Here is a 23,827-nt window from a genome sequence, read left to right as displayed (position 1 = left end):
AAATCGGGTTTCTATTCCTCATCTTCCCTTATCCCGCAACAAAAATAACTATGACTTAGGGTTGCAGGAAGATGAATTTACAGGTAAAATGGGATTGTTGTGTTCCCTTAGTTAAATGGATATAACAAGTCCCTCCTAAGGATTAGTTGCTGGTTCGATTCCGGCAGGGAACGTTGAAAGAACCTGTTAAACTCTTGCTGGACAAGAGTTTTTTTGCTTATCAGATAAAAAAATCTTAGTTGCAACAGAACACTTGTCTAAGAAGCAAGTTAAAACCAAAGATGATAAAACAGATCTGATCCATCAGCTGTCCGTATCACTGCTCTCATTTCTTAAAGGATTCCTACCTAAAACGCGAGGGGACCATCAGGTATTTTGCTGATTGGACGACTCGATAAATCAGAAATAGTCTTCTAATATTGGTTTTCCTATTGGAAGATTAGACTTGATGCAGTTTATTGCTGCATCATCTGCCACTAATTGTTCCAAGAAAACCATTGTATCAACTGTTTGGTATCCCATAAATAACTGGACAAAACGCTGCACGGTTGTTTTTACTATTGGTTGTTGCGTCTGCGTTACTTTTTCGATTGAATGCTGACCGTCCTTGATAGAGATTTCATAAATCCCATTGTTCCAAGGCGCATATTTATCTTCTTGGATCTCAATAGCAAAAGCTCCATTTAGCTGATAAGTAAAGGGATATTGCGTCAAAAAGCGATGAACATCGACTACTCGCGCCATCATATCCGGTCTCACCTGATAGTGTGCTATTGGTTTGGCAGCAATTGCCTGGCGAATATCATTGTCATAACCTGGTTGATAAATGATTCGGGCAACAGAATCGGCATGAGAGACAATCAATCGATTCAATCCGTGATAAGCCTCAATATTTAAGTAACCCCACTCTTCAATGATGAATTTGCCTTCTTGAATCGTATAAACTAGATAACCGGTATTATTCCCAGCTTCATCGCGGTAAATGGCAAATGTATACGGCTTACGATACGTAAATTTGATCGTTTCCCACCAATCTGCTCGCAGCAATCCACCTTTTTTATGTCTTGGCATAGCATGATAAATATCGTGGATCACACTTTTAGCCTCTGACCATGGCAGACGCTGAATCGAACCTGTTACTTTGGGACTATCGGCCCATTCATGAGCAGCAACGTCATAGACCATACGTTCAAAGACGTATTCATACCCATAGCGACGATAAAAGGGAAAAGAAAAAGGTGCTAAATAGGAAAGGACAATTCCCTGCTCATAACAATCTTCCAAGATGCGGCGCATGATGCGGTCGATTCTTCCCTGACTTCGATATTCTGGATATGACGCAACAAAACCGATTCCTGCCATCGGATAGCTTGTTCCATGAAAATCAATGGCAAAAGGTGTGGCCATGATTTGACTAGCCAACTTTCCTTGATCATCATACGAACCATAGTTCCATGAATTCTCTGCTAGTAAGCGATAACGCTCCTTATTTTTCTCACTTAATTCCCATTGGAAAGCATAAGCCACTAAATCCAAAACTTCTTGTGGGCCTGCTTCATCCATTCTACGTACATCACTCATCCGATTTCCTCCTATTACCTACCTGGAAAACACAAAAAAGGCGTCACAGGACCCCTTTAATATGATTCTTCCATCATAACCAGCATTTTTTTGAATTGTTTTCGTTTAAAATAACCTAGAATCGTTCCAAGCAGCATATCATTCATTTGTTGCAAAATACCGAATGACTTCATCGTTTCCGTATAAATTACCTTTGTCTGCTTTTCATTTATCGTTTCCAGCTCATAGCGAACGACAAACTCATTTTTGGTTGTCTCTGTCCGAAACTGATAGACTTGATTCTCAATGACTTCTTCAATTTTGATTTTTGCACGGCTGGAAGCTGAAAATTCCTTGACGTACTCATATCCGGCTAACTGTTTGCGGGAAACCGTTTTGCCTGTTGCCTTGCGGATATCAAATATCACTGAGTCGATTATTTTATCGAAAAAGACTGGACTTGGAACGTTCAATGTTTTTTCAATTTTCATTTAGACTGTCCTCCATTTGATTGATCAGCTTTTTTCTTGCCTTTCATAAACAACAAACCGCCGCCTATCAGCAAAGCAATTCCAGTAGTAAAACTGAAAATGTCTAAACGCATATTGCTTGGGTTCATGCTATACAAAATCACAAGCAACCCGATACTGCACAAAAATAAGCCGTTTTTTATCATTTTGATTCATCCCTATCTATTTAATCGTCCCTGACATCAGTTGTATTACGACATCAAACAGCGGTTGCTTGAAAGTATAGCACAGATCCCCATGGTTGGGCCTTAATCAATTCTTTCGCTTTTTTAGCTGCTGCTTCTGCATCGTCAGCTGTGGTAGTAAAAATCAATTTGATCCCTTGTTTTTCTTTAAATGTGTAAGACACACCGTCTTCATTGTATCCTTCTAATAATTCTTTGATTGCATCTTGTTGCATAGCACTTGCGATTGAGATCATTTTTTATTCCTCCTTGAGCAGTTTTCTTGCTGCTGTTTTCTATCTGTATTCTTAATGAATGAAAAGAAGAACTGCTACCTCAACTATGAAGCGATAGCAGTTCCTCTCGATTAAAGGGCTATTCGCCTAATTTTGGATCAATTTTATTTGCTGAGATAACAAATGGCGCCCAGATGAAGAAGGTGACCACCATACATACTAAAGTGACGATTGGCGCACGCCAGTCTGCACCGGTTGCTAAGAATGATAATAACATTGGCGGCACAACCCAAGTTACTTGTTGAGAAACTGGTGAGACTAATCCCCAGTAAGTAGCTAACCAACCAATTGTTGTAGCAACAAGCGGTGCAATAATGAATGGAATGAACATGATCGCATTCAACACGATTGGCAAACCAAACATGACTGGTTCGTTGATATTGAAGATACCAGGTCCAATTGATAATTTGGCAACTGTCAGATAGTCTGCACGTTTAGAGAAAACTAAGATGGCGATCAAAAGAACGATCGTTCCACCTGAACCACCAAACCATGCAAATGCATCGAATGATCCACGAACCCACATATACGCTTTTCCATCTTCAATGGCTGCTAATACCGCGCTTGTTCCAGTTTTTCCATCATATCCTTTTTGGAAAATATCAATATTGATCAACTGTGCTTGTCCCCAGATACCTTCCAAAACTGGTGCCAATACGTTTGGACCATGGATACCAAAGAACCAGAAGATTTGCACAAAAACAGTAACGATCAAGACTGCGCCTATTCCTTGAGAAAGACCCAAGAATGGTTCAGCAATATATTTCTGAACAAGGTCGATAATCAATTGTCCATCCGTCAATTGTCCAACAATAAAGTTAATAATAGCAATAACATACAAAGCGATCGTTGCCGGTAAGATTGCGGCAAAAGCTTTCGAAACTGCTGGTGGAACGGAATCCGGCATTTTGATTGTAATATTGGCTAACATTAATTTACAGAAAATGATGACTGAGATTGCTCCCATGATCATTACTGTAAAGTATGCATTCCCATTTAGATGGTTCAAATTCAACCAGCCCCAGCCGCCAGCTGTAATTCCTTCAGCTGTTGCTGACCAACCAGTTGTTGCTGTACCAGCATTGATTTCATCCATCAAATTTGCAGGAACTGTCGTCGCAACAGATGTGCTATATGAAAAAGCGATTCCTTGGATCAGTGTCGCCATTCCGACGATCCCGCCGGCAAGGTCATTGACGCGGTATGCTCGGGCTAAGTTATACCCCCAAGAAAAAGCAAAAACCAATCCAGCTACAGCTAGTGTACCATTCCAAACAAACCCATTAATACTAATAATTTCACGTATAACTGGAATTGTACTTGCATCATAACTAGGCCAAAACTGTGGCGGCAGATCGCGAATGATCGCATTGATCATTACAGCGATCGAACCAGCCATTGTCGCGGGCATTGTTCCAATAAACGCATCACGCAACGCTACTAAGTGCTTTTGAGCACCGATCTTCGCTGCTACGGGGAGAATGTATTTCTCCATCCAACTCGTTAATCCATCCATTTTTATGTCCTCCTATAAGTTCTATTCGCCAAAGAAGATTTTTCTAAGAGATAAAATCAACAAATAACTACTTCTATCCGTTCAAAGATTATTCGTTACTCATACGTCGATAAATATCAATGATTTCTTTCGCTAGATCTGTAAATGCGATTGATGTCATTAGATGGTCTTGCGAATGAACCGTCAACAAGGTCACTGTCATATGGTTGCCTTGTGCTTCTTGTGTCAACAAACCAGTTTGTGAGTGGTGTGCTTCTACTAAAGATGCTTCAGCATCCGCAATCTTTTGGTCTGCCAATTCAAAATTTCCTTCTTTGGCTGCCGCAATTGCCTCCATTGCATCACTTTTCGCATTTCCGCCATACATGATCAAACCCATAATGGCTTCCAAATTTTGCTCGTCCATCAAAAAAATCCTCCTCTTACTTCACTACTTCATTAAGCTTTCTGCTTGTGCTAAAACTTTTTCGCCATTCATCATGCCATAATCAGCCATGTTGATGACTTCTAAAGGAATCCCTTTAGGTGCTAATTTTTGTTCAAACTGTGATTTCATAAAACGTACTTGTGGGCCTAACAATAGAACATCCACCGGTTTTGATTCTAAATGTTGGTCTGCTTCTGAAGCGGAAACTGCAAAAATATCTGCGTCCATTCCTTTTGCTTCAGCTGCTTTTTGCATTTTTGTTACCAACAAACTAGTACTCATGCCAGCAGAACATACGAGCATAATCGTTTTTTTCGCCATCATTGTCGCTCCTTTCTAAATTATTATTTACACTTAACTATAAAGCAAAAAGCGTGCCAAAATAAAAAAAGTGCAAACCTTGATTTAACAATGGTCTGCACCAATTTAACGCTTACACACTTTTACTTTTTCTCATTACACACTAATATTGTGTGCGGATTCATGATGTTTTTTTATTTCATTTTCTAAGAACATCTGTGTGAGATACGCAATCTCATCTTCAGAGATCTTGATTTGATAATTTTTTTCGATTTGCATCAAGTTCGTTCGCAACACATCGGTCTCGATTCGATACCGCTTTTGGAAGTTTGCTAAATCCTTAAATGCTCGGGAAGGTTCCTTTTTCAAATTGCTCTCCACAAGAAAAGCAAGGTGGATCACTAACCCGGCATCTACAGTCGGTTCTAGTGTCACATGCAGCTGATTCTGAACCTGATGGACGATTCGTTGCAAGCTCTCGATCAAATGGTAGACAGACCCGACATGCGTAAGGGTATTTTCAAGAGAGCGTACAATTTTCTCGATGGGAACTTCATCAGAAACGATTCGCTTCAGCACATTCAACCGTTCGTCATCAAAGACATCATAAGCCGAAAAGAAAGGAATATTTTGATAATCGATATCTACTGTGCCAGCGATGGCTTTGATCTCATATTCTTCTAGCAACCCATCGATGTGTTTCTTGAAGGTTTCTTTCTCAATAAATTGCATTTGAATAATTTCGACCTTCTCTTGGTCGACGACCGGATAGATGCGCTGATACAGCTTGGCAGCGACACCTTCTCCCGTAAAGCACGTAACGATTACTGCCTTTTTATTGCCTTTGGCTTCCCGAACCGTGCGGAATTGCTCTTGAACGATCGTCTCAAAGGAACGCTGGATGTTTTGATAGATATCCTCGAGACTGCGTCCACTCTCTGCCATGCGCAAAGCTTCCAGCACGATCATCGTACTGGACATGGAGATTGCTTTCGTCCGAATGCCCGTTTCTTCATAAATAAGTGTTGCAAAAGAGTTCAATGATCCCATATCAGTGAGAAGCAATAGACCATTACTTAATTTATCTTTATTCTTAGAAACATAGGCCAGTAACTTTTCGTACATTGCGCCCACTTCTGTATCCAATGACATATTCATTGCATAACCGCTAGTGGTTTCCAATAGCTCCTGTGCGGTTTCCAGCATGCTGCTAGCTGTTGCTCTTCCATGCATCAAGACGACGACTTCTACCTTCTCAAGCGGCATGATCTGTTTTTTCACCTGAATAGCTAGAAACATACTAATAAAGCCAATTTCATCGAAGGGAATCTCCACGTGTCGTTCCTCTTCAATAATAGTTGATAGATCCATCGCCACCTGAAACTCTGATTTCAGATTTTTCCGAATCGTATTTAAGTCTGGATGAACGATCATGTGGCCTTCTTTTACGCGTTCTAATGTACTTTGAAGATGAAGTGCAAAGGCAAAACGTGCTTTTTCATTGTATGTACGATCCAATTTTTGTTCAGCGATATCATAAAGGTGATTGGTCAGTTTCCAAATATCTTCTGGAATCAACTCTTTGTGAACGGGATTTTGCGTCAGCTCTTCTACATACATTTCAAAATAGGCATCCACATCCTTGGAAATCAGATTTTCCAGATCGATCGTTGCAACACCTGTCTCGATCAAGCTGCTGACTTTCTCTTCAATCTCATTGTAAACCTGCATATTTCTTTGAGGATCTTGTGACCAAACAACATCTTGATCCCCAGGCTCGAAACTCAAAAAATCGCCTTTGCCTTCTAAAAATCGATCGAGACGTTCCGACATTTCTTTGATTTTCAACAATCCTTTTTGGACTTGCAGTGAACAATCTTCTTTACGAATCAATAAATGCTTTTTGCCGTAGGTCCGATAATGGAGGAATGCTTTGGCACAGACTAATTTCAAATCACGTTTGATTTGACCGATATTGCCTTCTGCTTCATACAGCATAAAGGCCAAAATCGCATCTCGCTCAACGTCGATCCGTTGATTGAGCCGAGTTGCTTCTTGCTTGATAAATAAGGAGATGATTTCATATCGTTCATCCAGTGAACGACTCTCCACATTCGGCAAAGTGATGGCCATTGGAATCCTTCGGTTGAATGTCGTCAAAAATGTTTCTGAAGATTCTGTTGTAGCACCGATGATCTGCACAGAAGCTTCGTACACTTGATTGCTTTCACCTAGAGGACGATAGACTCCCTTGTCGATAAAGGTAAAGAGCATTTCCTGGCCTTCAGGCGGCAAACGATGAATCTCATCCAGAAACAAAATACCGCCATCGGCTTTCGCCATTAGTCCGGGACTATCTTCCGCAGCGCCAGTGTATGCGCCTTTGCGGATCCCAAAGATATGACCAAATAGCAATTGGGGATTTTGCGCATAGTCCGCACAATTAAACGCAACAAATGGGGCATCTTTTTTCAGCATTTTTGATTCCACAGCGAAATGATACATACACTCCGCAAATAATGATTTCCCGGTCCCGGTTTCGCCGAATATAATAGTATGCAGTCCACGGGGCGGATATAGAATGGCCGCTTTCGCCTGTTGGATACTGACTTTCAAAGAAGCTTGAACGCCCACCAGACTTTCAAAGCTAACCTCGGAGGACACATCCACATGAACTTCCTCATTCAATGGTTCATAGATTACTGGTCGACCAGCACGCTTGCTGATTTTATTTTCTTTAAATAATTCACTGAGATAACGGCTTGCATTACTGCGATCGATTTGTAAAATCTCCGCAACCTCTAAGGCTGTCAGACCTTGTTTGTGCAGTTCGATCGTCTGAAAGATTTCTTCTTTCCTTGAATTCACGAAAATGCCTCCTCAATATTACACACTAGTAATTAACCACCGTTAATGGTAACACAAAAAGACGCTCAATGGCGTCTTTTGCCTTTATCTTTTTGGTTTTTTTGCTTTTTCTTCGTTTTCTTTGGCATAGTGTGTAATTTTTCAGAAGTTTTTCTGGAATTTTTCTGCACACTCTGCTCTTTTTTAGGTTCACTTTTAACTTCCGGACGCTCTGTGTGAAGCGCACCTCCATGCAAGAAAACTTCTTGCAGCGTTACATCCAGCTGTGCGGCAATTTTCTTTAGATCCTTTAATGTATGGTCTTGGACGATCGTGATCACTGTGCCCTCATTTCCCATCCGTCCCACACGACCTGCTCGGTGAAGATAAGATTCTTTCTCTTGTGGAACCTCGGTGTTGACCACATACCCCAGCTGATCGACATCCAATCCTCTGGCAGCAACATCTGTCGTTAGTAATTCACAAATCTTTCCCTGACGGAACCCATCAAGCGAAGCACGGCGGGTCAGTTTGTTCTGGTCTGAAGCAAGGGAGGCGACTGGCAAACCATGAAAGAGCAGTTTTTCTTCAGCATTACCTAATGCACTTAATTCATTGAAAAAAATCAATCCCTGAAAATCTGGTAAGTAAGCCAACCGGCGCAAAGCATCCACTAGTTTACGACTCGGGTAATTCAAATAATAATGATGGATCATCCCTTTGCTCTGGTCTTCCTCTGTCACATCAATGACCTGTGGTGTTTCAAAAGCCAGTTCTTGAATTTCTTTTAGAACCTCATTGGCAGTTGCAGAGAAGAAACTGCGAGTCGCCTGTTTTGGAATAAGCGTCAAGATTTTGCTAGCGAGCCCAAAGGCCCCTTCTTTCAGTAATTGATCCACTTCATCCAAGACTATCCCGTGAATCTGTTGCGTTTTGACTTTTTTTAATTTGATCAATTCCAATACTCGTCCTGGTGTCCCCACCAAAACTTCTGGTTTGGCCTTCAACTTTTCAATTTGTCGCTTAGTATTTGCGCCGCCAATCAGTGGTAAAACCTGCAAATCTAAAAGCTGGGCCCAATCTCGTGCGACCTGTGTGACCTGCATGGCCAGTTCTTGGGAAGAGGTCAAAATCAGGAGCTGATTGCCTTCACCAACTTTTACAGTTTCCAATAAAGGTAGTAAATAGGCCAATGTTTTCCCTGAACCTGTCGGCGAAACGCCTACTACTGATTGTCCTGATTTCAAGAGGGGGTAAACCCGTTCTTGAATCAGTGATGGCGCAGAAAAGCCGCTGCTTTGCCATTTTTCTTGCCAAACTTCTGCTAAATAAGTTGCTGTCATACATTCCATTCCTTACTCTTTGTCTGCGTCAAAGGATATTTCTGCGTGTTTTCTCATGAGATAGATCGCTTCATTGACATCACGAGCTAATTCGATCCATTCTTCATAGCGCGCACCCAATTGGGGATCTGCTTTATTTTCGATGACTTCTGCAAAATCTGCAGCTTCTTCGACCATCGGATTTGCCTGCGCAGTCACCGGTAATACCGTTTCATTATTTGTACGGTCATAAAATACCGCTTGTTCAATGGCATTGACTGCATTTAGTTCCAGTGTTCCATTTTCAAAATATATTTCTGATTTCAAGTCAGAGTTGCCGATTTTTCCAGTTTGAATGGTTACGTCAAAAGTTTCATAACGTAAAATGATCGTACCGATCCCATCGACTCCTGTCACGATTTTCCGGGCAAAATAATAAACATTTTGTGGTCTGCCAAACCAAGCTAGTGCTGCATAAACGGGATAAACACCCAGATCTACCAATGCGCCGCCAGAAAAATGGGGAGAAAAAATATTTGGCTCCTCTCCTGCTAACACTGCATCATACCGTGAAGAGTATTTCATATAGGTAAAGTTTGCACCAATGATATTGCCATGTTCAGTTAAGACAGACGCAATGGTGTCAAAACTTTTCTCATGAATGTTGCGCGCTGCTTCAAAAAATAAAACTTGATTTTCATTGGCCAATTCAATGATCTCAGCCATTTCTGATGGTGTCGAAAAGGCAGGTTTTTCGACGATCACATTTTTTCCTGACAAAATCCCTTGTTTTGCTTGTTCAAAATGCAAACTGTTGGGAGATGCAATATATACCGTATCTAATTCTTCTAGTTGAAAGAAAGCCGTTAAATCATCTACACAAGTCACTTCTCCATATTTCTCTGCAAAAGACTGAGCAGTCGCCAGTTTTCTAGAATAGACAGCCGTTAGATGGTAGCGTCCCGTTTCATGTGCAGCTTGTACAAATTGATCCGTGATCCAATTTGTACCGATTATCCCTAAATGAATCATTCATATTCCCTCTTTTCTTATAAGTTTGGGTCTTCAAAAGCAGCCGTAAGATCAAAAGGTACTGCTTTATTAATGGAAATGCTGGTTTCATCCACAAGACAATTATACGCGAAAACTTGGATTCCGTCTGCAATTGCTTGTCCGATTTTTTTTGCTAGCTCTGGTTGCATGGCACGATGGATCGTCGCGACATCAATGTCTTCAAATTGGACGACAAACAATACCGAGGCATAGTACCCTTCTTTCTTAGCATCTATCAGTTCACTTACATGTTTCAATCCGCGACTGGTGGGCGCATCTGGAAAAGCACCCACTCGTTTGTTTTCCAAAGTCATCCCTTTGATTTCTATAAAGCCCTTTTCTCCGACATCTGTTTCAAAATAAAAATCAAACTTTGAACGGTGATACGTCACTTCTCTCTTTAGTAAAGTTAGATTGCCTGTGATCTGCGGTAAAAGAATCGTTCCGTCCAATAAGGATTCATAGGCCAAACGGTTTGGGACTTGACTGTCGATATTGATCCATTGGTCGCCCTTTTTTACTGCGATCAAATCATAATTAGTTTTTCTCTTTGGACTATTCCAGTATTGCAAAGTGACTAACGCACCAGCAACAAGTACCTCTTTTCCTCGACCAGTATTTTTGACGTGAACGATTACTTCCTCCCCTGACATCAATCGACAGCGGGCAATAAAGCGATTTTCCCGAATAATAAATATCGCTAAGTGACTATTTGGATATTCCATCTTTTTCCCTCTCCATTAATACCTCAGCCTTAAAACAGCCGGACTTCCTTAAATAAACGCTAAATCAGTTGATCTAGTAATTGATGATGTTCTGATTCTCAGTGAAAGACTCTCTTTCAATTAAAGTAGGAGAAAGCAGAAAACTTTCTATCTGATTTTACCATAAGCTATGGAACAATGCTTTGGGTCAGCATCATTGCTGCAGCTATCCGCTGCCGCTGCAATTTTCTGGTATTTTCTGAGGGCTGTAAGATTTTGATAAATGGATTATACGGTCAATTAAAAACTTTTAAAGTTCCGACCAAAGTAGGAGGATTTCTTTGTTCCCCATGGTATACTAGTTCCATCATAGGTAGGAATGGATGTGAAAATGTGAAAAAACGTTCACTGTTGATTGGTCTGTCACTTTTGACCGGTGTTGCCAGTTCGCTCATATTAAGAAAAGAAAAGCAAAAAACTGAGCCCCGCCAACAATTCGTGGGGAAATGGCAGTTCACTTCAAAAATGAAAGACACTGTATCCATTGAGATCACAGAGGAGCATTCACTGACAATTGATGGGAAACATTCGCCTACTGTGATCGTTGAGCTGACCCCATCAAGATTGGTTTTACTAGATTCATTGGGTTACCATTTAATCATTGAACAAAAGGACCAGCGCTTCACCCTTTATGATGAAGCAGAAGATTGGCAATATCCTTTGACAAAGATCGAATGATTTCTTCAAAGTTTCTTCATTATTTATTCTTGATTTCCTCTGAAAATGCTCAGACTTTCTACCAGCATTTTTAGACGGTTCATGCTATGATAGTAATAAGAAGTGGTTGAACAAGGTGTTCCGTTGAGTGATAGATGATCGTTCATAGATTAAGGTGTAGGTTCGATTCCTACCTTCCACATTAATTAAAAACAGAAAGAAGGGATTTCTATGTTAGCGACGTTTGTTTCACTTTTTTCAATCTTTGGTTTAGCCGCATTACTTGGAGGAACGCTGTTTCTTGCCCGCCAATTGATGCAGCAAGAAACAAGAGCAGTGAAAGTACCTGTAAAAGTGCAAAGTGAGGATCCCCGAAATCATATTCGCCGATAGTTTTATTAGATAAAAAAACTGCTTTTCTTTGTTCGTTAAAGAAAAGCTTTTTTTTGTGTCTAAAAATAACTGTTGTTTCAAGACAAAGCGATCACTGGTGTGATTCGGCAAGAAGAAAAAAGCTGGTTCTTACGAATTTTTGAACTTTCTGCTAGAGTATTGCAACTCAAGAAACTCTTTGTTAAACTTTTGATTTAGATACAGAAACGAAGGAGTTTACCTATGCAGAAATTATCCAAAATCTGGTATTCATTGATTACGGGTCTAGCAACCCTCTTTTTTATTGCCGGAATACCATTGATCTCCCACGCTGAGGAGACTACATTTACCGCTGAAGAAATCAAAAACTTTTCTATCGATGCAAAAGCTGCTTTTTCAGTGGATTTCGATACAGGCAAGATTTTATATGACCAAGAGGGAGAAACCCCGATGGGCATCGCCTCAGTGACAAAAATCATTAGTCTGTATCTAGTAGCAGAACAAGTCAAGGAAGGCAAATTGACTTGGGAAGACCCTGTTGAAATCTCACAATATGCAGCCGACCTCAGTGTCACACCTGACTTGTCCAATGTTCCTTTGCATCTTGATGTTCAATACACCGTTAAAGACCTTTATGAAGCGAGCTACATTCAATCAGCTAATGCTGCGGTCGTTGCCCTAGCAGAGAAAATTGCCGGGTCGGAGCCAGCCTTTGTCGATCAAATGAAAGACAAACTCACTGAATGGGGAATCACAGATGCTAAGATTGTCAATGCTTCCGGACTGAATAACACCTATCTGGGAGAAAACCTTTACCCTGGTTCCACTTCCACTGATGAAAATGAATTATCTGCAAAAGATGTCGCTATCGTAGCGAGACATTTGCTCCAAGACTTCCCAGAAGTATTAGAAGTCACCAGCACGGTTACCAAAACATTTGGTGAAGGTTCCTACTCACCAGTTGAGATGGTCAACTGGAACTGGATGCTACCTGGTTTCATCAACGCCAAAGATGGTGTTGACGGTTTGAAAACCGGAACCACTGATTTAGCAGGTGCTTGCTTTGTTGGAACGGCTGTGCGAGATGGCCAGCGTATTATCACCGTAGTGTTAAACGTCCACGGTCATGCTGAGAATCCTAGTGTACGTTTCACCGAAACAGGCAAACTGATGGATTACTCATTTGATGCGTGGGAGCAAGTTCCTATTCTATCTGCTGGTGATCAGTTAGCAGATACAAAAACGGTCGCTGTTAAAAACGGCAAAGAACTTACTGTTCCCATAGCGGTAAAAAATGATCTTTCTGTTTGGGTACGTAAAGATATGGATCCAAAAGACTTCACCACAACAATCGATTATAACAAAACAATGAACGAAGAAACCGTCTCTGCACCAGTTGCCAAAGCAACGGATTTAGGAAAAGTAACAGCAACGATTCCTGCAGATACATTAGGTTATATGGATGGTAGTAAAGAAGTCCCTACTACTGAGCTGATCACTACTAAAGCCGTTGAAAAAGCAAATATTTTTGTTATCGGCTGGCGATCAGTTGCCAATTTCTTTACAAATCTCTTTTAATCAAAAATAAACTTCCAGTGTTTGGCGTTGCCGGTAAGACCGGTGATCACTAAAACACTGGAAGTTTTTTGTTAAGAGAGTAACTCTTCTTTGGTCACAACAGGCGCAATCGGTTCAATAGGAAAATACAGTTCTACTTCTCCTTCTTGAAAATTAGGCAGGTAGTGTTCCTGAATAGCTGCTGCCAGTTGAACATTATTTTCTGGAAGAACTTCTCTCAACATCTTCTCTGTCATCATGTTTAGATTGGATTCATTTGTTTTTACGACCATGTATTCCATCTCTGGCATTTGCCAACGGACCCAATCTACTGGTGGAAAATTATCCGTAGTGACTTGGACACCCGCAAGGTAACGTCCTGTCTCTTGCCATGGTTCAAGCCAGTTCTCTCCGTCACTCATCAATCCCCAGAACTGCAGATCTTCCGCTTCTTGATCGGCTAGCAAAAACTCGATTTCTTCAAAATCTTTCGTTGCAAGATCCCATAGTGCCGGTACCCATGAAGGGCCTTCTTCAGCAAGACCTTTCCCTTCTTTTCCGACAACATAAAACGCTGGGAGTGTTACTCGGATCACTTCACCTAATTCCATGCTTGTGCCTCCTTCTTTCTTCTCTATCCATTGTAGCGAATTCAAGAAAATTCAGCAACTTTGACCACATCTGCAAGCTTTTTCTTCGAAAATTAGGTATACTGTTCTTAGATTTAAAGGAGTGAAAAGAATGGATTTTACACAAATTGGGCTTTTCAGTATCGCTTATATCTTAGGAGCGATTTTTGTTTTTTGGTACCGCAAGAAAAAAGATGACCCAGATATCTTTTTCTTCGAGTGTTGTTGGACGATTGCCGCTTTATTGGCCTATTTGTCCATTTCGGAATTACGTACTGGCAGTTTTTTTATCTTAGCCCCGCTTAGTTTGGCCGGATTATTTTTATATTCCTATTTTAAAAACAAGCATCGTTTAGTGAATGGCTTGCTTTTTAATGTCTTCATCTTGACCTTTGGGATTTATTTGCTCGTTAATCTTTATCGGACAGAAGATATTTTAGTCGGCGGGATTTTAGCTGTTGCATTAGTTGGCTTTCTATTCGTTTTTCTTTTTGGTTTGTATGGATTGATTATTTTCCTCTATTGGAATTCAATCGTCGTTTTACGCCGAGAATCCCACTCATTGGCCAACCTGTTGACATTGGTTTTAGCTATCGTTTTAACGATCTTGTTGGTATCGGATTCCTTTTTACATGCCTTACCAAGTTGGGTCAGTGTTTTATTTACAATTTTTCCAGCATCGCTGCTTTATTTTTTTGTGGTTTTTCTTAACTTTTTGTCGATCTCGGTTATTTATCAATTCAATCATCCCCGCTATGACCAGGACTTCATTATAGTTTTAGGGGCAGGTCTCCTTAATGGCGAGAAAGTTTCTCCATTATTAGCCCAACGGATCGATAAAGCCATCGCATTTTATCATCTTCAATTTCGTGCGAAGAAAACAGCCCCTCGTCTTTTGATGTCCGGTGGTCAAGGCAGCGACGAAAAAATTCCTGAAGCAGTGGCCATGAAAGAATATGCCGTTTCTCAAGGAATCCCTGAAAGTGAAATCTTAGTGGAAGCCAATTCGACAACGACTTACGAAAATATGAAATTCTCCAAAGAAATCATGGATTCGTTACGTCCAGAAGGATATCACGCAATCTTTGCTTCCAATAACTATCATATTTTCCGGGCAGGGATGTACGCCGACCAAGCGCATGTCAAAGCAGATGGGATTGGCTCACACACAGCCTTCTATTACTTGCCGAATGCTTTTTTACGAGAATATATCGCCATTTTGTTCATGCACAAAAAAAGACATGCGTTAGCTATAGGCGGAATTGCAATCATCATCTTTTTGATGACTATTCTCGAATTTTTCTTTGGAAACTAGCGTAAGTATGCCCTTTGAATGGAATCATGAGCACCACGATCCAATTGTTTCACCACCATACAAAAAAAGCGCCTGGAATCTGATAAATCACTACAGATTCTAGGCGCTTGCCTGTTTTATTAGAGATGTGTTGGTCGTTGTTTATGCCAAAATCGTTGTTGCCATTTTGCTTTCATGGCTTGAGTCATTGGTTCTGATGCTTCCTTCACCGCACAATATTTATCCACCATGGTTACGATATAACTTTCTTTATATCGGGGTGGTGCAATGGTTGCTCCCCACATATGTTTCAAAATAATGTCCCGCTCGAGATCACTTAATTCAGTAATTTTCTCTGCGTTTTTAACGGCAATTCGCGGATGCATATAGGCATGTGTTCCTTCATCGAATTTGGTTGTACGCCAATCATAATAGAAAAGGTCATGCAATAATCCAGCCCGAGCTGTTGCACGAGCATTGCCGCCCCATTTTTTTGCCAATTTATAACTGTAATAAGAAACGCTGATCGAATGTTCTAAACGTGTGGAACTCATATGTTGAACATAATTGGCTAATTTTTTTACAGCTTCTGTCTCTAACAAATCTGCTACATAAGACATATACTCGCTATCTTCTTGCCATTTTTCTGTCATAGATTTATGCCTGCCACCTTTTTGATACTGCTTATTTCTTACAAATAGAAGTATAGCATCTGCTCAGACAGAATTCTAGGAGAATCCAAAGAGTTGCTTTGAGTTTAACAGTTCCTTAAAAAAGTCTAACTGACAAAAAAGTACATCAAAATACCGGCAGCAATAGCTACATTCAGTGATTCTGCTTGCCCATAGATAGGAATATAGACATTTTGATCGGTCAACGCTAAAATATCTGGATGGACGCCTTGTCCTTCGTTCCCTAAAATAAACGCAGCTGTTCCTTTCTTAGATAACTCCGTATAAGAAACCGCCTCTTTATTCAATTCAGTCCCGTAAATAGCAGTCCCTTGGGCTTTTAATTTTTGGATGAATGCTGGCACATCCCCTTCAAGGATCGGTAAATGAAAGTTGCTGCCTTGCATACTACGCAAGACTTTTGTGCTGTAACGATCAGCTGTGCCTGTTCCTAAAAAGACCCCAGCAAAACCCGCAGCATCGGCTGTACGAATCATGGTCCCAACATTCCCTGGATCCTGGACATTATCTAAAATCAGCCAATTTCCATGAATCGTTTCTTGAACCGTCTCTTTTTCGATCACTGCAAAGATCCCTTGGGGTGTCGGTAAATCTGATAGAAAAGTAGCTACTTCATCGGAGATACGAAATACTTTGTCTTGATAGTCTTTTAATTGATTGCCGGTTTCTTGGATTCCTTTATCAGTAACAAATAGATAATTGATCGGTGCCGATGCTGCAATGGCTTCTTGTACCAAATGCCAACCGTCGATTATATACGTATTGGTTTGATTGCGGTATTTTTTTTGTGCGAGTTTTTTGACCTCTTTGATCAATGTATTTTTTTTTGAAAGAATTTCCCTCATCCTGTTCACCTCGCCTCATTATAGCATGAGTCAAAGGATGAAACTTGTTCTTTCGTTAGAAAAACGCTATCATATACCATAGAGGTTGACTGAAACGAGGGGTGATTTGATGAAAAAAATACGCATTCAAGTTCAAGGCCGAGTCCAAGGAGTCGGTTTTCGTTACACGACAAAATTGTTAGCGGACCGGATGGGGATCCAAGGATCCGTCAAAAATGAATCTGATGGCTCAGTAACGATCGAAGCTATCGGCGAAGAGAAACAGGTAGACGCTTTTGTTGAAGCAGTCAAAGATTCACCGTCTCCTTCTGGTAAAGTGACAAGTACAAAGATCCAAGAAGATCCTTCTATCAAGGAAAGAACAAGTTTTGATGTTGAATATGGTTACTAAATCTACGACGAAAGATTGATTTTTCAATGAATTTCCTTTTGTACATTGAAATAGTCGGTCTTTTTTAGTATAGTTATTTTTGTCTAAATTTATAGTGAAGAGGAAGAAAAGAATGTCAAAAATGAATAAATGGCTGCTCTCGTCTGGATTGTTAGGACTTTTACTGACTTTATCCGGATGTGTCAGCACAAACTCTGATGGAACACCGAATGAAAACGGCATGATCTATCGTTTCTTAGTGAAACCATTAGGTAATTTGATCACCATGCTGGTAGAAAACTTCGATTGGTCTTATGGTTGGGCAATTATCGCTGTGACAATCGTTGTACGCCTTATTATCTTACCGCTTGGGATCCATCAATCGAAGAAAACGATGATCCAAAGTGAAAAAATGCAGTTCTTGAAACCGCAGGTAGATATCGCACAAGCCAACTTGAAAAAAGCGACCACTCGTGAAGAACAAATGCAAGCACAAGCAGACATGCAAAAAATTTATTCTGAAAATAATGTCAGCATGTTTGGCGGAATCGGTTGCTTGCCGCTGCTGATTCAGATGCCAATATTTTCAGCTTTATATTTTACTGCTCGTTACACACAAGGGATTCAAAATTCGGAATTCTTTGGGATTTCCTTAGGACAACCAAGTTTCCTATTTGTAGCCATTGCTGGTATTTCGTATCTCATACAAGGATATATTTCAACCATTGGAATCCCAGAAGAACAGAAAAAAACGATGAAAACAATGTTGATCGTTTCGCCATTGATGATTGTCTTCATGTCATTAAGTGCACCTGCTGGTGTAACGTTGTACTGGGTTGTCGGCGGGGTCTTCAGCTGCCTGCAAACCTTTATTACAAATGTCATCATGAAACCTAAGATTCGTGCGCAAGTTGAAGCAGAAATGAAAGCCAATCCGCCTAAAACGGTCGTGACGCCTCGGAAAGATGTCACTCCTACGCAGCAGACGCAGCCTACAACGCCAAAAAACTTGAATCATAAAAATGCAAAAGGCCGTAATGCCGGCAAACAACAACGAAAATAAATTTAGAACTATGACCGACTCTTCTCGGTCATAGTTTTTTTGATTGCTTTTTTGGGGTATTCTTTTCTGATTGAATTGATTATGGAATCAAGATTCGCTATAGTGAAAGAGAGGTGAGTTCATGTTCCAAGCATATAGCAATATTTTTGTGATTTTTAGTTTGATGTTTATTGGCTACTGGTTGTCTTTTAAGCAATGGTTCTCAAATCGTACAGCAGATACCTTTTCAAAACTTGTTTTGAATCTCTCACTGCCGGCAAGTATGTTTTTGAATATCATCAAGAATTTTACCCGCGATGAATTCCTTTCACTGTTTTCTGGAATGATCATTCCATTATTATCCATTGTCATTACTTATGGGATCAGTAAACTTTGGCAGCGTTTCTTTCAAGTAGCTCCCACTCATCATGGATCCTTCTCCACCATGTTTACTTTTTCCAATACAATTTTTATTGGATTACCGATCAACCTGGCTATTTTTGGCGAAAAGGCTGTTCCTTATGTCTTGCTTTATTATATTGTCAACACTAGTTTGTTTTGGACGGTTGGGATCTATGAAATCGCTCGAGACAGCCCTAGTTTCGAAGAAGCAAAAGTCTCCTTTCACCCTTTAGTTGTGTTGAAAAAAATCTTCTCTCCTGCATTGATTGGGTTTATTATTGGATTGATCTGGATGCTCTTCGATTTTCCTTTACCGAAATTTATTGCAGGCCTAGGAGGCTATCTTTCTGAGTTAACCACGCCTCTATCCATGTTCATCATTGGGATCATCGTTTACTATAGTGGTATCAAGAATTTACGTATGACCAAGGATCTTGCCGGCGTCCTCGCAGGTCGTTTTCTCCTCTCTCCATTGATCGTGTGGCTGATTGGTCAATGGATACAGGTTCCTTCATTGATGCTGCAAGTCTTTATCATCCAAGCATCGATGCCTGTTCAAAATTCTGTGCCGATCCTGGTTAGAAATTACCAGGGAGATGAAGAGTTTGCTGCTTCTTCATTAGGCTACTCCGTTTTGATTTATATGATTTACATTCCATTATTGTTGATGGTTTTATTATGACATGCAGCAAAAGTGTCGATGTATAAAAACAAAAAAAAACGATTCGAGGACCTATCATTTCTGAGAAAGATAGTGCCTGCGAATCGTTTTTATAGTTGATAATAAATTTCTTCCTTATAGCATATCAAACAACGACAATTGATTTTCATCCGGTAAATCTTTCAAGACACCATTGTCTGTCATATATTCGATTAATGTTTTGGAAACTTTTCCTCGGTTGGCCAGATCTTCTTTGGACAAGAACGGACCATCTTTCCGGGCCTCACAGATTTGTTTGGCTACGTTTAGACCTAAACTTGGTACAGCTCGAAATGGTGCGATCAGCTTGTTGCCATCGATCACAAAATTCTCAGCATCCGATTTATATAAATCGATCATGCCAAATTCATAGCCTCTTTCCAACATTTCATTGGCCAATTCTAAAACAGTCAGCAAGTTTTTTTCTTTTGTCGATGCATCCATGCCTTTGTCATTGATTTCTTGCATCCGCTCTTTTACCGCTTCTTTGCCTTTTGACATGGCGATCAAATCAAAGTCGTCCGCACGAACAGAGAAATAGGCACAGTAATACAGAATTGGGAAATATACTTTGAAGTAAGCGACCCGCAATGCCATCAATACATAGGCTGCCGCATGGGCTTTGGGGAACATATACTTGATCTTAGAACAAGAATCGATATACCATTCAGGGACATTATTTTCCCGCATCGCTTGCAGATACGTATCTCGCAAATCATCCGGGATCTTGTTCCATTGTCCTTTACGAACCGTCTCCATGATTTTGAAAGCCATACCGTCATCTAATCCTGCATGAATCAGATAGACCATGATGTCATCCCGACAACCAATGACTTCTGCCAAGTTGGCATCACCGCGCCGAATCAGTTCCTCGGCATTTCCCAGCCAAACATCCGTTCCGTGGGAAAGCCCTGAAATCTGCAACAGCTCTGCGAAGGTGGACGGATGGGTCTGTTCCAACATCCCCCGTACGAAACGGGTCCCAAATTCAGGAATCCCTAAAGTACCAGTTTTAGAATAAATTTGCTCTTCTGTTACACCTAAAACATCCGTTCCGCCAAAAATACGCATAACTTCTGGATCATCGGTAGGGATCGTTTTTGGATCAATTCCAGATAAGTCCTGTAACATCCGAATCACTGTCGGATCATCATGTCCTAAAATATCCAGTTTCAAAATATTGTCATGGATCGAGTGGAAATCAAAGTGTGTCGTCTTCCATTCAGAATTCATATCATCGGCTGGGTATTGAATCGGTGTGAAATCATAGACATCCATATAATCGGGGATTACAATGATCCCCCCTGGATGCTGTCCGGTGGTGCGCTTCACTCCGGTAGCCCCTTTGGCCAATCGGTCCACTTCTGCTGCACGATAATGAAGATTGTGATCCCGCTCAAACCCTTTTACAAAACCGAATGCGGTTTTGTCTGCTACCGTACCGATCGTTCCTGCACGGTAAACATAATCTTCTCCGAAAAGAACCTTTGTATAATTGTGCGCTTCGGGCTGGTATTCCCCAGAGAAGTTCAAATCGATATCGGGGACTTTATCTCCATGGAAACCTAAGAAGGTTTCAAACGGAATGTCATGACCGTCCTTGTTTAGTCGGGTGCCGCATTTCGGACATTTTTTTTCTGGCATATCATAGCCAGAACCATAAGACCCGTCCTCATAAAACTCCGAGTACTGACAGTCTGGGCAATAATAATGAGGAGCTAATGGATTCACTTCAGTGATCCCCGTCATCGTTGCGACAAAACTGGAACCGACAGATCCCCGCGAGCCCACCAAGTAGCCATCTTCATTGCTCTTGTGTACCAGTTTTTGGGAGATCAGGTAAATCACGGAGAAGCCATTTCCGATAATGGAATCTAATTCTTTTTTCAATCGCTTTTCAACGATCTCAGGCAAAGGATCCCCATATAATTCTTTGGCACGATTGTAACTTAGATCTGTGATTTCTTGTTCGGAACCTGGGATTTTTGGCGTATACAAATCATCCTTGACTGGAATGACCTTTTCACACATATCCGCAATTTTGTTGGGGTTCGTCACGACGATTTCTTTGGCTGTATCTGGGCCTAAAAATTGAAAAGCGGTCAGCATCTCATCTGTCGTCCGAAAGTGAACAGCTGGGAGACTATGGCGATTCAGAGGATTGGCTCCCCCCATTGAATTGATCAAAATCTTACGATAGATCGCATCTTCTTCATTCAAATAATGTACATTCCCTGTAGCTACCACCACTTTGCCTAATTCGTTGCCAATCTCGATCAAATTGCGAATAATGTCTTCTAGGTCTGATTCATTCTTAACAAGTTCGGTCTCAATCAAATGAGCGTAAACTTCTTTGGGCATGACTTCAATATAATCGTAGAACTCTGCTAATTTACGGGCAGCATCCACCCCTTTTTGCATCATGGCGACAAAGACTTCTCCCTTGTCACAGGCGGTTCCTACAAGTAATCCTTCCCGCAGCTTCACCAATTCCGAGCGAGGAATTCTTGGGACTTTGTCATGGAAATATTTCACGTTCGACATCGAGATCAATTTAAATAAATTTTTTAATCCGGCTTGCGTCTTCGCCAAGATCGTCGCATGGAATGGTCGCGCCGCTTTGAAGGAGTTCTCTCCTCCCACATGGCGGTTCAAGTCTTCATGCAGCAGCATGCCATGCTTTTCCATCGCTTCTTTGACAAAGATCCAAGCTAAATGGCCCGTGGCTTCCGCATCATAGATCGCTCGGTGATGCTGTTCTAAGCTGACGCCGAATTTTTTAGATAAGACGCCTAGACCAAAACGTTTGAACTCAGGATATAAGTAACGTGCCAGTTCTAATGTATCAATAACCGGATTTTCGGCTTCTGGAATCCCATATTTTCGATAACTCGTATTTAAAAAGCCCATATCGAAAGAAGCATTGTGGGCAACCAAGATTGCTCCTTCAGAAAACTCTCTAAAGAGTCGCAATACTTCTTCTTCTGATTTAGAACCGCGAACCATTTCATCGGTGATCCCTGTAAGCTCTACGGTGGTGCGAGACAATGGGTGTCCTGGATCAATGAATTCATCAAATGAGCCTTCCACATTGCCTTTATGCATGCGGACAGCCGCTAATTCGATAATTGTATCATAAACGGCAGATAGCCCCGTCGTTTCCACGTCAAACACAATATACGTGGCATCCGTCAAAGGAACTGGTTTAGGATTATAAGCTACTGCAACGCCATCATCAACGATATTGGCTTCAACCCCATATAAAATCTTAACACCAGCTTTTTCACCCGCATGATGGGCATCTGGGAAAGCTTGCGCGCCACCATGGTCCGTAATAGCGATCGCCTTATGTCCCCATTTTCCAGCTTGTGCAACTAAATCACTGATATTATTCGTGGCATCCATCGTACTCATATTTGAATGAAGATGGAGTTCCACCCGTTTTTCTCCTTCAGGTGCATAGTCTTTCCGAATCTCGTGTTTTACCTCAATCAAGTCTTGAGCATTCATAACAAGATCTCGCATAAAGGTATCTTCCTGCACGCTTCCGCGAACTTTTACCCAGCTGCCTTTGGCGATTGCCTCAAAGATTTGTTCATCTTTTTCATTATTGGAGAACTTTTTGACACTGAAAGATGACGTATAATCCGTGATTTTCAGAATCAAGATCTTCCGCTTTGAACGTAATTCCCGAACTTCTTTATCAAAGACATATCCTTGGATCGTCACACGGCGTTCTTCCTCAATGATATTAATCATTGGGGTAACGGGTTCATCGGCTGGAATATTCCTTCCCAATGCAATCGGACCGTCAAATTCAACAGCTTTCACTTCTTTTTTCCGCTGTTCATGGGCGATCAAGTTCTCAGCAGCCTGTAATTGGAAAGCAGCAGTCTGTTCTTCTTTACGAGCTTCCAATTCTTTTAAAGCTTCTTCTGCTTGTTCGGCATCCATTTCAGGAATGATACGAAATTTTTGAAAACCAAATGTTTGATAGTTTTCTTCAATGATTGGTAAATATTGTTGCTGCAAAATCGCGATTACCGCTTCATTGGTAACAGGCAGGATCACTTTTTTCTCATTCACTACCGGTAGCTGATTCTTAATGACTTGCTGTACTAGTGGACGATCACAGTTTTGATTTGCGAGTGCTAATGGCCAGTACTCTTGGATCAGTTGTTGATCGAAGGCATTATCCTTGGCTTCAATGATCATTCGCACCGCAGCGATTTCCTTAAAGGCCAGTTCCAAATGTTGTTTGAACGATTGATACACCATAACGGGTAGCAATGTATCAAACTGCAAGTAAAATGTCCAAGCTTTTGACTGGCGATGGACCACGACTTGTTTGATTTGAGCGGTCTGTATCAAAGGATGTTGGCGTAAATTAGGACCAGCATTGATTTGCTCTAATAAAATCTCAAAGGTCTCTCTTTCTTTTGACAATTGACCATCCTCCTTTTTCTCAGTATTAATTAGTATACCTCT

At 41.0% G+C, this 23,827-nt stretch carries 22 protein-coding genes and 1 tRNA gene; 8 read left to right on the top strand and 15 right to left on the bottom strand.

The window, feature by feature from the left end; all coding sequences use genetic code 11:
* The first annotated feature begins 101 nt into the window (after positions 1-101).
* A tRNA-Arg gene (locus FE005_RS10170) sits at positions 102-173 on the top strand.
* A 226-nt stretch (positions 174-399) separates the two neighbouring features.
* Here FE005_RS10170 and FE005_RS10165 read toward each other — a convergent pair.
* The 11 genes from FE005_RS10165 to sfsA form a co-directional block, all read right to left on the bottom strand.
* Positions 400-1,581, bottom strand: a complete 1,182-nt coding sequence (locus tag FE005_RS10165) for an enhanced intracellular survival protein Eis (protein ID WP_113849920.1) — start codon at positions 1,579-1,581, stop codon at positions 400-402.
* A 56-nt stretch (positions 1,582-1,637) separates the two neighbouring features.
* A complete protein-coding gene (locus tag FE005_RS10160) occupies positions 1,638-2,051 on the bottom strand; it encodes a DUF3284 domain-containing protein (RefSeq protein ID WP_003126911.1) in 414 nt (137 codons plus the stop codon).
* Positions 2,048-2,236, bottom strand: coding sequence for a DUF3188 domain-containing protein (locus tag FE005_RS10155; protein WP_003126909.1), 189 nt, complete (start codon positions 2,234-2,236; stop codon positions 2,048-2,050). The genes FE005_RS10160 and FE005_RS10155 overlap by 4 nt, the downstream gene beginning before the upstream one ends.
* 53 nt (positions 2,237-2,289) lie before the next feature.
* Positions 2,290-2,511 (bottom strand): hypothetical protein, encoded by a 222-nt coding sequence (locus tag FE005_RS10150; RefSeq protein WP_003126906.1) that lies wholly within the window; start codon positions 2,509-2,511, stop codon positions 2,290-2,292.
* 118 nt (positions 2,512-2,629) lie between these two features.
* On the bottom strand, positions 2,630-4,066 hold the full coding sequence (locus tag FE005_RS10145) for a PTS sugar transporter subunit IIC (protein ID WP_003126904.1): 1,437 nt from the start codon (positions 4,064-4,066) through the stop codon (positions 2,630-2,632).
* 88 nt (positions 4,067-4,154) lie between these two features.
* The gene (locus FE005_RS10140; protein WP_003126901.1) at positions 4,155-4,472 is read right to left on the bottom strand and encodes a PTS lactose/cellobiose transporter subunit IIA; all 318 of its coding nucleotides are present in this window, start codon (positions 4,470-4,472) and stop codon (positions 4,155-4,157) included.
* Between the two features lie 24 nt (positions 4,473-4,496).
* Positions 4,497-4,814 (bottom strand): PTS sugar transporter subunit IIB, encoded by a 318-nt coding sequence (locus FE005_RS10135; protein WP_003126900.1) that lies wholly within the window; start codon positions 4,812-4,814, stop codon positions 4,497-4,499.
* A gap of 135 nt (positions 4,815-4,949) precedes the next feature.
* A complete protein-coding gene (locus FE005_RS10130; RefSeq protein WP_138371725.1) occupies positions 4,950-7,661 on the bottom strand; it encodes a sigma 54-interacting transcriptional regulator in 2,712 nt (903 codons plus the stop codon).
* 65 nt (positions 7,662-7,726) lie between these two features.
* A complete protein-coding gene (locus FE005_RS10125; RefSeq protein ID WP_230321040.1) occupies positions 7,727-8,983 on the bottom strand; it encodes a DEAD/DEAH box helicase in 1,257 nt (418 codons plus the stop codon).
* 12 nt (positions 8,984-8,995) lie between these two features.
* Positions 8,996-9,994 (bottom strand): Gfo/Idh/MocA family protein, encoded by a 999-nt coding sequence (locus FE005_RS10120; RefSeq protein ID WP_003126897.1) that lies wholly within the window; start codon positions 9,992-9,994, stop codon positions 8,996-8,998.
* A 17-nt stretch (positions 9,995-10,011) separates the two neighbouring features.
* Positions 10,012-10,740: a DNA/RNA nuclease SfsA gene (gene sfsA, locus FE005_RS10115; RefSeq protein ID WP_138371723.1), complete on the bottom strand. Its 729-nt coding sequence runs from the start codon at positions 10,738-10,740 to the stop codon at positions 10,012-10,014.
* Positions 10,741-11,112: 372 nt separating this feature from the next.
* On the opposite strand from sfsA, the gene FE005_RS10110 reads away from it, so the two are divergent.
* The 3 genes from FE005_RS10110 to FE005_RS10105 all read left to right on the top strand — a co-directional run bounded on the left by FE005_RS10110 (position 11,113) and on the right by FE005_RS10105 (position 13,386).
* On the top strand, positions 11,113-11,457 hold the full coding sequence (locus tag FE005_RS10110) for a DUF4828 domain-containing protein (RefSeq protein WP_003126895.1): 345 nt from the start codon (positions 11,113-11,115) through the stop codon (positions 11,455-11,457).
* A gap of 210 nt (positions 11,458-11,667) precedes the next feature.
* The gene (locus FE005_RS16850) at positions 11,668-11,829 is read left to right on the top strand and encodes a hypothetical protein (RefSeq protein ID WP_003126893.1); all 162 of its coding nucleotides are present in this window, start codon (positions 11,668-11,670) and stop codon (positions 11,827-11,829) included.
* A gap of 222 nt (positions 11,830-12,051) precedes the next feature.
* The gene (locus FE005_RS10105; RefSeq protein WP_138371722.1) at positions 12,052-13,386 is read left to right on the top strand and encodes a serine hydrolase; all 1,335 of its coding nucleotides are present in this window, start codon (positions 12,052-12,054) and stop codon (positions 13,384-13,386) included.
* Between the two features lie 71 nt (positions 13,387-13,457).
* On the opposite strand, the gene FE005_RS10100 is transcribed toward FE005_RS10105, so the two are convergent.
* Positions 13,458-13,976, bottom strand: a complete 519-nt coding sequence (locus tag FE005_RS10100) for a GyrI-like domain-containing protein (RefSeq protein ID WP_103299887.1) — start codon at positions 13,974-13,976, stop codon at positions 13,458-13,460.
* A 130-nt stretch (positions 13,977-14,106) separates the two neighbouring features.
* Here FE005_RS10100 and FE005_RS10095 point away from each other — a divergent pair, with 130 nt between their 5' ends.
* A complete protein-coding gene (locus FE005_RS10095) occupies positions 14,107-15,309 on the top strand; it encodes a YdcF family protein (protein WP_029487014.1) in 1,203 nt (400 codons plus the stop codon).
* Between the two features lie 119 nt (positions 15,310-15,428).
* Here the strand turns inward: FE005_RS10095 and FE005_RS10090 are convergent, their stop codons facing one another.
* On the bottom strand, positions 15,429-15,941 hold the full coding sequence (locus tag FE005_RS10090) for an HD domain-containing protein (protein ID WP_003126881.1): 513 nt from the start codon (positions 15,939-15,941) through the stop codon (positions 15,429-15,431).
* 125 nt (positions 15,942-16,066) lie between these two features.
* Positions 16,067-16,825, bottom strand: coding sequence for an RNA methyltransferase (locus FE005_RS10085; protein WP_138371721.1), 759 nt, complete (start codon positions 16,823-16,825; stop codon positions 16,067-16,069).
* A 109-nt stretch (positions 16,826-16,934) separates the two neighbouring features.
* Between FE005_RS10085 and FE005_RS10080 the strand changes: the two genes are divergently transcribed.
* From FE005_RS10080 to FE005_RS10070, 3 genes are all read left to right on the top strand, one after another.
* Positions 16,935-17,216 carry an acylphosphatase gene (locus tag FE005_RS10080; RefSeq protein ID WP_005472207.1) on the top strand — a complete coding sequence of 94 codons (282 nt, stop codon included), beginning with the start codon at positions 16,935-16,937 and terminating at the stop codon, positions 17,214-17,216.
* Positions 17,217-17,328: 112 nt separating this feature from the next.
* Complete coding sequence (gene yidC, locus FE005_RS10075; RefSeq protein ID WP_005472205.1) at positions 17,329-18,258, top strand: membrane protein insertase YidC; 930 nt, start codon at positions 17,329-17,331, stop codon at positions 18,256-18,258.
* A gap of 121 nt (positions 18,259-18,379) precedes the next feature.
* Positions 18,380-19,321: an AEC family transporter gene (locus FE005_RS10070; RefSeq protein WP_060814671.1), complete on the top strand. Its 942-nt coding sequence runs from the start codon at positions 18,380-18,382 to the stop codon at positions 19,319-19,321.
* A 114-nt stretch (positions 19,322-19,435) separates the two neighbouring features.
* Here the strand turns inward: FE005_RS10070 and FE005_RS10065 are convergent, their stop codons facing one another.
* A complete protein-coding gene (locus FE005_RS10065; RefSeq protein ID WP_005472203.1) occupies positions 19,436-23,785 on the bottom strand; it encodes a PolC-type DNA polymerase III in 4,350 nt (1,449 codons plus the stop codon).
* Between the last annotated feature and the right edge of the window lie 42 nt (positions 23,786-23,827).

The organism is Enterococcus sp. M190262 (assembly GCF_005843965.1).
GTDB classification, from domain to species: domain Bacteria; phylum Bacillota; class Bacilli; order Lactobacillales; family Enterococcaceae; genus Enterococcus_D; species Enterococcus_D gallinarum.
The sequence above is the reverse complement of the archived record's forward strand: the minus strand, read 5'-3'. Positions and strand labels throughout refer to the sequence as shown.